11 protein-coding genes are annotated in these 13045 nt (G+C 70.0%); 8 read left to right on the top strand and 3 right to left on the bottom strand.

Annotation, left to right across the window (positions count from 1 at the left end; all coding sequences use genetic code 11):
- Positions 1-160: 160 nt before the first annotated feature.
- Complete coding sequence (locus ABZ354_RS05890; RefSeq protein ID WP_358653377.1) at positions 161-607, bottom strand: hypothetical protein; 447 nt, start codon at positions 605-607, stop codon at positions 161-163.
- A 954-nt stretch (positions 608-1561) separates the two neighbouring features.
- Here ABZ354_RS05890 and ABZ354_RS05885 point away from each other — a divergent pair.
- Complete coding sequence (locus ABZ354_RS05885) at positions 1562-2014, top strand: hypothetical protein (RefSeq protein WP_358653375.1); 453 nt, start codon at positions 1562-1564, stop codon at positions 2012-2014.
- A gap of 162 nt (positions 2015-2176) precedes the next feature.
- Here the strand turns inward: ABZ354_RS05885 and ABZ354_RS05880 are convergent, their stop codons facing one another.
- Positions 2177-2395 (bottom strand): DUF397 domain-containing protein, encoded by a 219-nt coding sequence (locus ABZ354_RS05880; RefSeq protein ID WP_358653373.1) that lies wholly within the window; start codon positions 2393-2395, stop codon positions 2177-2179.
- A complete protein-coding gene (locus ABZ354_RS05875; RefSeq protein ID WP_358653371.1) occupies positions 2388-3182 on the bottom strand; it encodes a helix-turn-helix transcriptional regulator in 795 nt (264 codons plus the stop codon). The genes ABZ354_RS05880 and ABZ354_RS05875 overlap by 8 nt, the downstream gene beginning before the upstream one ends.
- A 164-nt stretch (positions 3183-3346) precedes the next feature.
- Here ABZ354_RS05875 and ABZ354_RS05870 point away from each other — a divergent pair, with 164 nt between their 5' ends.
- The 7 genes from ABZ354_RS05870 (at position 3347) to ABZ354_RS05840 (ending at position 12943) form a co-directional block, all read left to right on the top strand.
- Positions 3347-3730 carry a hypothetical protein gene (locus tag ABZ354_RS05870; RefSeq protein WP_358653369.1) on the top strand — a complete coding sequence of 128 codons (384 nt, stop codon included), beginning with the start codon at positions 3347-3349 and terminating at the stop codon, positions 3728-3730.
- Positions 3727-4074, top strand: coding sequence for a hypothetical protein (locus ABZ354_RS05865; RefSeq protein WP_358653367.1), 348 nt, complete (start codon positions 3727-3729; stop codon positions 4072-4074). The genes ABZ354_RS05870 and ABZ354_RS05865 overlap by 4 nt, the downstream gene beginning before the upstream one ends.
- 109 nt (positions 4075-4183) lie before the next feature.
- Positions 4184-7909 (top strand): ABC transporter ATP-binding protein, encoded by a 3726-nt coding sequence (locus ABZ354_RS05860; protein WP_358653365.1) that lies wholly within the window; start codon positions 4184-4186, stop codon positions 7907-7909.
- A gap of 168 nt (positions 7910-8077) precedes the next feature.
- Complete coding sequence (locus tag ABZ354_RS05855) at positions 8078-8449, top strand: hypothetical protein (protein WP_358653744.1); 372 nt, start codon at positions 8078-8080, stop codon at positions 8447-8449.
- Positions 8450-8516: 67 nt separating this feature from the next.
- Positions 8517-9239 (top strand): hypothetical protein, encoded by a 723-nt coding sequence (locus tag ABZ354_RS05850; protein ID WP_358653363.1) that lies wholly within the window; start codon positions 8517-8519, stop codon positions 9237-9239.
- On the top strand, positions 9236-11392 hold the full coding sequence (locus ABZ354_RS05845) for a hypothetical protein (RefSeq protein WP_358653361.1): 2157 nt from the start codon (positions 9236-9238) through the stop codon (positions 11390-11392). Before ABZ354_RS05850 ends, ABZ354_RS05845 begins: the two co-directional genes overlap by 4 nt.
- Before the next feature lie 90 nt (positions 11393-11482).
- Complete coding sequence (locus ABZ354_RS05840) at positions 11483-12943, top strand: S28 family serine protease (protein ID WP_358653359.1); 1461 nt, start codon at positions 11483-11485, stop codon at positions 12941-12943.
- Positions 12944-13045 lie beyond the last annotated feature (102 nt).

Raw genomic sequence — 13045 nt, 5'->3', positions numbered from 1 at the left:
CCGCCCGTCGACGGCATCGCCGCAATGGACCTCTTTCATCCCGTGTCGTACGGGTGAAAGAGGTCCATTCGCCTGAGACGGAATACCGTCGTCAACTCACCGGGAGGAATGAGATCCCGATGGCGTGACCAAGGCACTCCGTGCGCGGCGGTGCGCGGAACTAACCGTTCCAGTTGCCGCTGTTGAATTCGATGTGCTGGCCGTCGATGTCGGCCCAGTTCTCGGAGTACGCCCAGTACGTGTAGCCGGAGCCCATGGAGATGCAGCGGACGGTGGCCATTACCTGGGTGGCGTTGAAGGCGGTCTTCAGATCATAGGTGCCGCAGGTCGACACGTAGCCGAAGGAGTCCCGCTGACGCACCGTGAGCTTTACGCCCAATTGCCAGGCCTGGTGGTCGCAGAACGTCGAGGACGACGCCTGGATGAAGCCCCAGCCGTCCGGTGAGATCGTGTAACTGCCCCAGCAGTTGGCGGCCTCGGCGCGCTGTGTCCGGGCCTGCGCCGACCCCGCTGTCATCGTCACGCCGGTCAGCGCCAGAGCCGAGGCCGCCAGCATCGCGCCGATCCTGCGAGAGATCTTGTTCGCACCTGCTCGTCCACCGTTCATATTCCACCCTTTGGTGTGAAAACTGAATACGGATACCGCAGTGCTGTACACCGCACATCCCTTGATGGAACGACGGCCGGGACGAATTCTGGAGGCGGACTCGCTACGTGTCAATGAGGGCCTTTTTTATTCTGTTTTGTGGCAGGAAGGTGAGCCGGTCGGGACGAGTGACGGGGAAAGGGCTTCCTTCCACTTGCCCCGCGGGCCCCGCCGGCCCCACCGGACCCCGCACCGCAGACCCGTAGATTCCGCCCCCGCCCCACGCCATCAGGCGAATGCGGAACGACTCGGGAACTCGCGAACCGCCCTCTCGTAGGCGGCCGTCTCGCCAGGAACGGTCCGACCGCGGGTCCGCCCGAGCAACGGCGCGACACCGCGAGTTCAACATCGGCGGCGTATCTTTTGAGCCCCCCGAAGTGCTCTTTTGGACAATTCTATGGTCATGTGATAGTCGATCAGGAGCGCGCTCAATGCTTATCGAGCAGGGCTCTTCGTGTGCATTGCATGAGCTCTCTGCTCGATTCCACTTCCATGATCACATTCGATACGTGGTGGGTTGATCACAAGGCGCGGTCACGTCGGGCGATCTTGGCGGAGCGAATCTCTGTCCTGCTACACCGGCCCAAGGGCCTGGAAAGGAATACGGCCCGACACTCGAAGGAAAATCGATCATGGCTGGTTCCAGTCACTGCCGCCTCTGCGGAGAGCCCATGAGTGTTCCGGTGGGCCAGAAAGCACCAGTTCACAAGGCGCGAGGGCACAAGGAACAATGCCCTGGGTCCCGTCAAGGAACTGTCCGTTTCTGAACCGATGGGGAAGCGCCCCCACCCTGAGTCCGGTGGGGGTTGCCGAGTCCCATGGGCTGCGCTGGCCGAAGATGCGGGGATGGGCGGACGGGGCGGTATAGCCTTCGGTGCGAAGGCCACCCATGTACCTTGCCAACGGGATGCAACCATGTCGTTTGACGCGATCTTCAATCAGCCCGAGATCATTGCGGACCTGAATAATCTTGAGTTCGAGGTCACCACGTACCCCGCTACCGCAACTCGCACGGGCTCTGCCTGGGTTGTGAGCGTTCACGATCTCCCCGACGGTCGAACGGTGCAGACAGAAGGAAGTACCTACCGTGAGGCGGAAGACAAAATCCAGGAACTCGTACCCGAACACCTGGGCGTAGACCGCACCGGTTTGACCGTTTCCGTGGAGCCGGCCGATCTTGAGGCGAAGGCCGCGCTTCGCGCGCTGACGGGCGCTCGTATCGCCCGGGCGGAAGCGGAGCAGGCCGAGCGGGACGCCGCCCGCGAGGCGGCTCGCCTGTTCCTCAAGCAGGGATGGCCCGCCGAGGACATCGGGACGGTGCTGCGGTTGCCGGTGAGCCGCGTGTCCGACCTTGTGACCAGTCTCTGACCACGGCCCTGGCGATCCGTGCCGTGAGTCGCTGCGCGTGCCGTGCGGAGCCCGCTGCTCAACCCGACGCGTCAGCCGCACCGTCCGAGCCATCCACACCCTCTTCGCCCGCGACCGCGCAGGACGGAAGGCTCATGGCGACGAAGCCGTCCTGCGGCTTGGCTATGCCCGGAAATCGCGTTTGATCGATGTCACGAACTGCCCCCATGCGTGTGGAGAGAGCAGCAGCGCCGGGCCCTGGGGGGTCTTCGAGTCGCGCACCGGCACCCCGGACGCGTAGCCGTCCATGACTTCCAGACAACTGCCGGCTTCCGCATTGCTGTAGGACGACTTGCGCCAGGAGCTAAGTATCAAGGTGTCCGGAATGGTCGGCTCAGTCATGGTGTCCGTAGTCCTTCGCTGTCGCCTTGAGCAGGGCCAATGACGCGTGCATTGGGTGGGCTTCGCTCAGTGCGAGAGCGTAGCGAAGCTCCAACTTGCGGACCACGGACGGGGAATCATGCAGCTTCCCCAGGTGGTCCCCCTCGCTGTACGCCACCGGCGGCTGATCCTCGAAGCACATCAGGCTGAGCATGTTTTGCATGAGCGGGTGGTGGCCCACCTCGAACGGCAGTACATGGACGCGGATACGCCCGCTCTCGGCGAGGCCGACGACGTGCATGATCTGCTCCGCCATCACGTCTGCGCCGCTCACGGGACGTCGCAGGAGCATCTCGTCCAGCAGCGCCCACACTACGGGCGTCGTCGGGTCCGAAAGGATCTTCGCGCGCTCAAGGCGTGTGACAACGCGCCTGTCACATTCCTCCGCGCTCACGGGAGGGAAAACGGAGCCCAGAACCGCCCGTGCGTACCTTTCGGTCTGCAGGATGCCCGGGAAGTAGGCAAGCGCGAACTCCCGGATCATCACCGCCTGTTGCTCCAGGACGCGCACCGCTTCGAAGTAGTCAGCGCTCGCGACATCCTTCTGCGGCAGAAAACTGCTCAACACGTCCCCCGTGTTCAGCGCCGCGTCCAGTCTCCTCGCGTCCTCTTTCGACGGGATGCGGCGGCCCGCCTCGATGTGGGCGATGTGCGAACGCGTCATCACCGCCATGTCGGCCAACTCCTGCTGCGTCAGCCCCGCTGCCTCGCGCCGTTGCTTGAGCCAGTCACCGTAAGTGGTGGCCATGGACAACTCCTTGTGACAAATGCCTGGTCACGCCCGACCCTCTGGCGAGCCTAGCCCGCGTCGTCTCACTCTGTGAGTGGATCGCTACAGAACGCGAGACATATCGCGAGCCATGACGTGAGACGCACGTGAGACCCCCGCGACCGCGCGACCGGTCCGGGGGCATGGCCATCAACAAGTCCTGGGAAGTCGACGACATGGGTCACCGTATTGCCCGATTCTTCGAGCCGCTGCTACGGCTCCTGCTGCCGGGGACCGGGCACCGGCGTCGCACCGCCACCGCGCGGGGTGGCGCCCACCGCCGCCGTCCCGTCCTCGCACCCTCACGCCCCCACCCGCACCCGCGTCCCGGCCACGAGCCCCCGCGCGGGGAGGACGGCCTCGTCGTGCGGCCCCACCTGCTGTCCCACGAACGACGCGAGGCGCCCCGGCGGCAGCACCCCGCCCGGTACCAGCCCCCGCCCGGCCGCCGTGCCCTGTTCTTCGCCCCCCACGGCGTCGAAGTCCACCCCCACCTCCTCCGCACCCCCACCAAGGTCCCCGCATGATCACCGCATCGCACGACACCCCTCGCCTGCTCCCCTGGACGGCGGCCGACGGCAGGCCCTGCTACCTCGTCGGCGACGGGCACGGGCACGTCTCCCGTGTCGCCGACAGCATCGAGTCCGTCCAGCTGGGCATGGCCGGCGACCTCCTCGATCACGCCGCCGACATGCTGGCCGACCAGCGCGCCACCGCCGTACAGCTCCGTTTCCTCGCCGCCCGGCTGGCCGAGTCCCTGCGTGACGTCCGCCGCGTCGCCGAGAGCCGTGGCGCCCGCCTGCCCTCACCGCCGTACGACCCCGACGACCCCGTCGACGACGCCCACCACGACGACCCCGACGTTCTCTGAGCGCCCCGCGTCAGCACTGCGGGATGAAATCCGCCCCCACCCGCGTTGGTGCCTTCCGGAAGATCAGGCCGAAAACCAGGCGAAGATCGGGAACTCCGGAGGGCACCGCGTGACACCGCAACGGGGATGGGCACGGCGACTGGCGGGATACGCCTGGCGGTATCGCAAGGACGTCGTGCTGGCCCTCGGGTCGTCGCTGGCCGGGATGGCCGTCATGGCGTTCGTCCCGCTGATCACGAAGGTGATCATCGACGACGTCATCGGTGACGACCGCCGCCCCATGGGTCCCTGGGCCGGTGCCCTGATCGGCGCCGCCCTCGCCGTCTACGTCCTCACCTACATCCGGCGCTACTACGGCGGCCGGCTCGCGCTCGACGTCCAGCACGACCTGCGGACGGAGATGTACGGGACGATCATGCGGCTGGACGGGCGGCGGCAGGACGAGCTGTCCACCGGGCAGGTCGTCGGGCGGGCCACCAGCGATCTCCAGCTGATCCAGAGCCTGCTGTTCATGCTCCCGATGACCATCGGGAACTTCATGCTCTTCCTGATCTCCCTGGTCGTCATGGCCTGGCTGTCCGTGCCGCTCACCCTCGTCGCGCTGGCCGTCGCCCCCGCCATCTGGGTCATCGCCAAACGCAGCCGGACCCGGCTGCACCCCGCCACCTGGTACGCGCAGGCGCAGGCCGCCGCCGTCGCGGGCGTGGTCGACGGCTCCGTCAGCGGCGTACGCGTCGTGAAGGGGTTCGGGCAGGAGGACCAGGAGACTGGGAAGCTGCGGGAGGTCGGACGCCGGCTGTTCGCCGGGCGGCTGCGCACCATCCGGCTGAACAGCCGGTACACCCCCGCGCTGCAGGCCGTGCCGGCCCTCGGGCAGGTCGCCATGCTCGCCCTCGGCGGCTGGCTCGCGGTGCGCGGGCACATCACGCTCGGTACGTTCGTCGCGTTCTCCACGTACCTCGCGCAGCTCGTCGGTCCGGTCCGGATGCTCGCCATGGTCCTCACCGTCGGCCAGCAGGCCCGCGCCGGCACCGAGCGCGTCCTGGAGCTCATCGACACCGAGCCCTCCCTGACCGACGGGGCGAAGGATCTCCCGTCCGACGCTCCCGCCACCGTCGAGTTCGACTCCGTCTCCTTCGGGTACGACCCCGCGCGGCCCGTCCTCGACGGACTGTCCTTCACCATCCGGCCCGGCGAGACCCTCGCCGTCGTCGGGTCCTCCGGGTCCGGCAAGTCCACCGTCTCGCTGCTGCTTCCCCGCTTCTACGACGTGACGCGCGGCGCCGTCCTGATCGGCGGGCACGACGTGCGCGAGCTGACCCTCGACTCGCTGCGCGCCGCCATCGGGCTCGTACCGGAAGATTCGTTCCTCTTCTCCGACACCGTCCGCAGCAACATCGCCTACGGCCGGCCCGACGCCACCGACGACGAGATCGAGACCGCCGCTCGCGCCGCCCAGGCGCACGGGTTCATCGCCGAACTGCCCGACGGGTACGACACGACCGTCGGCGAACACGGCCTCACGCTGTCCGGCGGGCAGCGGCAGCGCATCGCGCTCGCCCGCGCCATCCTCAGCGACCCCCGGCTGCTCGTCCTGGACGACGCCACCTCCGCCGTGGACGCCCGCGTGGAGCACGAGATCCACGAGGCCCTCACGCACGTCATGCGGGGCCGTACGACGCTGCTCATCGCGCACCGCCGCTCCACCCTCAACCTCGCCGACCGCATCGCCGTCCTCGACGGCGGCCGGCTCGCCGACATCGGCACCCACGACCAGCTCCAGGAGCGGTGCGCGCTGTACCGGCGCCTGCTCACCGACCCCGACGAACTCGGCGGCGTCTCGCCCGGCCACACCCCGGCGCCGTCCGTGCCGCCCGAGGACACCTCCGTACGGGACGAGCTGGACGCCGGGTTCGACGCCGAGCGGGGGATCACGCCCCGGCTGTGGGCGGGGGAGCGCGAGCCGCGCGACCCGGCGATGGACGGCTCCCCGGCCACCCCGGAACTCCTCGCGCAGGTCGAGGCGCTGCCCCCGGCGAACGACGTACCGGACGTCGACGAGGACCACGCGCTCCGGGCGGAGGAGTCGTACGGGCTGCGCCGCCTGCTGCGCGGCTTCGGGCTGCCGCTGCTGGTCAGCCTCGGGCTGGTCGCCGTCGACGCGGGCATGGGCCTGCTGCTGCCCGTCCTGATCCGGCTCGGCATCGACGAAGGAGTGTCCGAGCTGGCGCTCGGCGCGGTCTGGTCGGCCTCGCTGCTCGCGCTCGCCGCCGTCGTCGCCCAGTGGGTCGCGCAGACCGGCGAGATCCGGATGACGGGCCGCACCGGCGAACGCGTCCTGTACGCGCTGCGCCTGAAGATCTTCGCCCAGCTCCAGCGCCTCGGCCTCGACTACTACGAGCGTGAGCTGACCGGACGGATCATGACGCGGATGACCACCGACGTCGATGCCCTGTCGACGTTCCTGCAGACGGGGCTGGTGACGGCCTTCGTCTCCGTCGTCACCTTCTTCGGCATCATGGGCGCCCTGCTCGTCCTCGACGTGCAGCTCGCGCTCGTCGTGTTCGCCACGCTGCCGCCGCTGATCGTCGGCACGTTCTTCTTCCGCCGGGCGAGCGTGAAGGCGTACGAACTGGCCCGGGAGCGGGTCTCCATCGTGAACGCCGACCTCCAGGAGTCGGTGTCCGGGCTGCTGATCGTGCAGGCCTTCCGGCGGGAGAAGGACGGCGGCGCGCGGTTCGCCGGGCGCAGCGACAGCTACCGGCAGGCCCGCGTCCACGGACAGCGGCTGATCTCGGTGTACTTCCCGTTCGTGCAGTTCCTGTCGTCCGCCGCCGCTGCCGCCGTGCTGATCGTCGGCGGCACGCGCATCGACGACGGCACGCTCACCACCGGCGCGCTCGTCGCCTACCTGCTCTACATCGACCTGTACTTCGCGCCCGTGCAGCAGCTCTCCCAGGTCTTCGACGGCTACCAGCAGGCGACCGTCTCCCTCGGCCGCATCCAGGAACTGCTGCGCGAGCCGACCTCCACCCGGGCCCCCGACGAGCCCCGCGAGGTCCGCTCGCTGCGCGGCGAGATCGCCTTCGAGGACGTGACGTTCGCCTACGGCGACGACGAGGAGGCGCTCAGCGGCGTCGACCTGCGCGTCCCCGCCGGGCAGACCGTCGCCTTCGTCGGCGAGACCGGCGCGGGCAAGTCGACGCTGGTCAAGCTCGTGGCCCGGTTCTACGACCCGACCGGCGGGCGCGTCACCGTCGACGGCACCGATCTGCGCGCCCTGGACCTGACCTCCTACCGGCACCGGCTCGGCGTCGTCCCGCAGGAGGCGTACCTCTTCCCGGGCACCGTCCGCGACGCCATCGCCTACGGCAGACCCGACGCCACCGACGCCGAGGTGGAGGCCGCCGCCCGCGCGGTCGGCGCGCACGAGATGATCGCGGGCCTGGAGGGCGGCTATCTGCACGAGGTCGCCGAGCGCGGACGCAACCTGTCCGCCGGGCAGCGCCAGCTCATCGCGCTGGCCCGCGCCGAACTCGTCGACCCCGACATCCTGCTCCTCGACGAGGCGACGGCGGCGCTGGACCTGGCCACCGAGGCCCAGGTCAACCAGGCCACCGACCGGATCGCGGGCCGCCGTACGACGCTCGTCGTCGCCCACCGGCTGACCACGGCCGCCCGCGCCGACCGCGTCGTCGTGGTGGACCGGGGGCGGGTCGCCGAGGACGGCACGCACGACGAACTCCTCGCGCGCGGCGGACGCTACGCCGAGCTGTGGCGGACCTTCGTCGGCCAGTCCGCCGGGCCCGAGGAACCCGTCGGCGCGTCCCGCTGACGGCCGTGCAACCATCCCTCCTGGGCGCCGCGTCCGTACACCCGTATGCCACGTCGCGGTGCTGGAAGCGGTGACGGCGGCGACAGTGCGGGAGGGGCCACGGTGGGCGGTCGAGCGGGGGGTACGTCGGGCGCGGGGGCGGGCGGGGAGGCCGGCCCGGACGGGGCGATACGCAGGCGGTTCGCGCTGGGCGCGGCGGTCCTGACGGCGGCCGGGCTGCTGGCGGTGGCCGCGCCCGGCGCCGCGCAGGCCGCCGACCACTGTTCCGGCCGCAAGGTGCGCACGCTGCCGTTCTCCACGGGCCGGGTCGTCCTCTACAAGCGCGACGGCTACGTCTGCGCCGTCACCGTCCCCGAGGAGCCCGGCACGAAGCGGGACATGATGGTCAGCGTGCGGGCACGTGGCGGGCGTCCCGTGGTGGACGAGGGCAGTTTCGCGTACCACGCGGGCCCGGTCACCGTGTACGCCGGTCAGCGCTGCGTCTGGGTGAAGGCGAAGGTGGGGGAGGGCTCGGTCAGCTCGGGCTGGGTCCTCTGCTGAACTGCCGTGCCCTGTAAGGGAGTTGGGTGCCCGGTCGATTGTCAGTGGCCGGCTCTAGGCTGCCGCCATGGAAGCAACACCACTGGGAGAAGTCCCGGGCGGGGGCACCCCTGGCCCCGGCCCCGCCGCCGCCGGAGTGAGCGCCGCCAAGGTGACCGTCACGTGGTCGGAGGACGTGGCGGACGCCGTCGCCGGGGCTCTGCGGGGCAGCCGCTCCGTGACCGCGCTGCGGATCGAGCCGGAGGTTCCCGACGACCCGGAGGACGGGTTCTGGGACGACGAGTCGGGCTTCGACGAGGACGGCAACCTCCTCCCGCTGCCGCCGCACGAGGCCGGCGCCCTCGCCGACCTCGACCTCGGCGGGCTGCGCGAGCTGGACCTCTCGTACTTCCGTATCGGCGACCCGGGTGCGACGAGCCTCGCCGCGGCGGCCTCGGCCGGGCTGATCGAGACGCTCGACCTGCGCTACTGCGGCATCGGCGACGAGGGCGCGGCAGTTCTGGCCGCCTCCGCGAACTTCGCCGGCGTCCGGCGGCTGCGGCTCCAGCACAACCGGCTCACCGGCGAGGGCGTACGCGCGCTGGCGCGTCTCGCGCGGATCGAGGAGCTCGACCTCAGGTACAACCGGATCGGGGAGGAGGGCGCCCGGGCCCTGGCCGAGGCCGCGTTCGCCGGTTCCCTCAAGCGCCTCCTGCTGCACCGTCAGGACGTCACCGACGCCGGCGTACGCATCCTGGCGTCCGCTCCTCGGTTCCCGACCGTCCTGCGCAGCTTCTGGAGGAGCGTATGAGCACCAGCACCAGCACCAGCACCAGCACCGGCGTCGGCACCGGTGTCGGCATCGGACTCCGCGACCGTTTCTTCGCTCTGTCGGCCGGCCGGGAAGGCTCCGAGGTCTCCGGGGCCTCCGAGGCGGAGGTGGCTCGCTACCGAGCCGAGGTCGACGCGACCGACACCGGGCCGGCCGCCGTGATCGACGGACTGTCGGTGTCCTGGCATCCGACGGCCCGGTTCAAGGCGGTGCGCTTCCTCGACGCCGAGCGCGTCGACGAGACGGTGCGCGACCTGTTCGCCCGGCCCAGCGCGGACGCGCCGCACCTGGCCGCCGTGTTCGTGGACCCGCGCGAGCTGTCGTTCCGCACCTTCGAGAACATCGTGCCGCTGGACCGGCTGTTCGAGGACGGGGACGGCGGCGGGAGCCGGGGCGAGGACGAGGGCGCCCGGCCCGCCCTCACGCTCGGCGAGCCCGTCCGGCTCGCCGAGGGGGCCTACACCGCCCCTCTGCAGGCGCCGGACACCGACCGCGCCCGCCTCCTGGCCCTGGACGAGCTGAACCTCTACGTGCCGCCGCTCAACTCCGGCTCCCGCGGCGGCGAGCGCTTCATCTTCCACTCGGCGCTGCTGGCCGACGCCCTCACCAAGGCGGTGTCGAAGGCGTTGCCCCCGGAGATGATCGACGGGTTCTCGCACGTCAACCCGGTGTTCCGCTGCAACCGCTTCGAGCCGGGCGACGCCAACTTCCACCACCACCGGGACACGCCCTACTACGACGCGGCCCGCGGCCATGTCTCCCGCTACACCCTGCTGCTCTACCTCACGGGCGGCTCGGGCGAGGGCGAGCCCGTCCTCGACCTGACCGGCGGCACCGCCCTCACCGACATCGACGCCTTCACCTGCGTCGTCTTCGACCAGCGCTACGAGCACGAGGGCGCGCCCTACCGCGACGGCCGCAAGGTCTTCCTGCGCTCCGAGCTCATCCACCACCTGCCCGAGTCGGAGACCGCGCACGACCCCAGCATCGGCGCGCTGTTCAGCAAGGCCTGCTACCTGACGGGCGAGAGCGTCTTCGCCCCCGAACTGGCCCGGTACGCCGACACCTACTACGACCGGGTCGCCGCCGCGCACTGGAACGGCCTCCCGGCCACCGCCACCGGCACCTCCCCCTCGGCACCCGCGGCCCCCGTCGCCCCGCTCACCCCCTTCGTCCACAAGCGGTTCCGCGGGGTGGACTTCGTCGCCAACGGCTACGACTTCTGGTTCGCCAGGCGCGACGGTCTCACGCTCACCGAGTGCGCCGCGCTCACCCTGCTCGACTACTTCAACTGCAAGCTCGGCGACTCGGCCTTCCGGGACGTGTGCGAGTCGACGGTCGTCGAGGCGGCGGGCACGGACTGGATACCGGGCTTCCTCGCCGGGCGGCGCGACGGGGACACCGGTCGCCCGGGGGAGGCCGTGGCCGCCTTCGACAAGTCCGTCCTCTTCCCCGACCCGGAGGAGCCGAACGACGCCTGCTGCCCCTTCCACTCCTGGGGCTTCGACGCCACCCGCTTCCAGGAAATCATCGACCTCAACGCGGCGGCGCAGACCTTCGCCAAGGCGCACATCATGCCCGCGCCGATCCTCATGCTCGGCCAGGACGTGGTCCTCGACCCGGAGAAGTTCGTGGTCCGGGGCAACCAGATCCACGTACTGGGCAAGGAGTCCCTCACCCCGGTCAACTTCGCGGCCTGCTGGAACAGCGGCGGCTACCCCAACAACTACATCGACGTCCTGGCCACCGTCGGCACGGCGCACTTCCTCGTCCCGCCGATCCTCTTCTCCGAGACGGACCACTGCTACCACCTGCGGTTCGACTTCTTCCGCAACAGCTGGACGGTGCAGCACGAGCAGTCGAAGGTGCCCGTGCCCAGGATTCGCGGCATCGACGAGATGGACTTCGACCCGGACGACTGGGAGACGCGCCCCGAAGCGGCCGTGGCCTACCCGTGGATGTCCGCGGTCGATCCCTCCCTGGTCAAGGCACCCGCCGGGACACGCGGGTCCACCCCCTGGTGGACCGACGGAAGCGACCTCGACGAGGAACTCATCGGCTATATGGAGGAGATCGAGGAGGAGTACGAGGAGGACCAGGGGACGGAGCAGGAGAGGGCGCACGAGGCGTAGGCAGGGAACGCGAAACGCACACCCCCCTGGTGCGCACCGGAGCCGCTCCGATAGCTTCCGGCGCACATCTGTTCTCACCAGGGAGGGTGCATGCGCAAGGCGCTCAGATCGCTGCTGGCGCTCACCATGCTCATCGGCACCGTGGGCACGGCCGGGGCGGCAACCGCCGCCGAGCCGGAAGCCACCGGCGCCACCAGCACCACCGGTACGGCCGCGTCGGCCGACATCAAGGACCGGCTGCTGTCCATACCGGGCATGAGTCTCATCGAGGAGAAGCCGTACACCGGTTACCGCTTCTTCGTCCTCAACTACACCCAGCCGGTCGACCACCGGAACCCGGCGAAGGGCACCTTCCAGCAGCGCATCACCGTGCTGCACAAGGACGTCTCACGCCCCACGGTCTTCTACACCGGCGGCTACAACGTCTCCACGACCCCCGGCCGCCGTGAGCCCACGCAGATCGTGGACGGCAACCAGGTCTCCATGGAGTACCGCTACTTCACCCCGTCCCGGCCCGCACCGGCCGACTGGTCCAAGCTGGACATCTGGCAGGCCGCCAGCGACCAGCACCGCATCTTCCGGGCGCTCAAGCCGGTCTACGACGAGAAGTGGATCTCGACGGGCGGCTCCAAGGGCGGCATGACCGCCACGTACTACGAGCGCTTCTACCCGCGCGACATGGACGGTGTCGTCGCCTACGTCGCCCCGAACGACGTCGTGAACAAGGAGGACTCGGCCTACGACAGGTTCTTCACCCGCGTCGGCACCGAGGAGTGCCGCGACCGGCTGAACGGGGTGCAGCGCGAGGCGCTGGTGCGCCGCGAACCGCTGGAGAAGAAGTACGAGGCGTACGCCGCCGAGAACGGCTACACCTTCGACACCATCGGCAGCCTGGACCGCGCCTACGAGGCGGTCGTCCTGGACTACGTGTGGGGCTTCTGGCAGTACAGCACCCTCGCGGACTGCGCGGACATCCCGGCCGACGCGGAGAACGCCACCGACGACGAGATCTGGACCTCGGTCGACACGATCTCCGGCTTCTCCGCCTACGCGGACCAGGGCCTGGCCGCGTACACCCCGTACTACTACCAGGCGGGCACGCAGCTCGGCGCGCCGACGATCCGGTTCCCGCACATCGAGGAGAAGTACATCCGCTACGGCTACCAGCCGCCGCGGAACTTCGTGCCCCGTGACATCCCGATGACGTTCGAGCCGTCGGCGATGCGGGACGTGGACAACTGGGTGCGCCGCAACGCGCGCCACATGCTGTTCGTGTACGGCGAGAACGACCCGTGGGGCGCCGAGCGGTTCCGCCCCGGCCACGGGGCGCGCGACGCGTACGTGTTCACCGCGCCCGGCATGAACCACGGCGCGAACGTCGCCGGGCTCGTGGAGGGGCAGAAGGCGTTCGCCACGGCCCGCATCCTGGATTGGGCGGGCGTCGCGTCCCCGGCCGTGCAGGCCGACCCGGCGGCGGCGAAGCCGCTCGCGAAGTACGACGCCCGGCTCGACAAGCGCGACCTGCGGCGGGAGGCCCCGCTGCGCCCGTAGGGCGCCGGACCCGGGCCGACGCGGAAGGCCGTGGACGCCGGGCAACCGCCCGCGCGTCCACGGCCTTCGCCGTGACACCGACCAGCCGCGTCACCGGCCTAC

Source organism: Streptomyces sp. NPDC005925, from assembly GCF_040638805.1.
In the GTDB taxonomy this organism is placed as follows: Bacteria; Actinomycetota; Actinomycetes; order Streptomycetales; family Streptomycetaceae; genus Streptomyces.
Note: the sequence above shows the minus strand (reverse complement) of the source record. Positions and strands in the feature narration are given on the sequence as shown.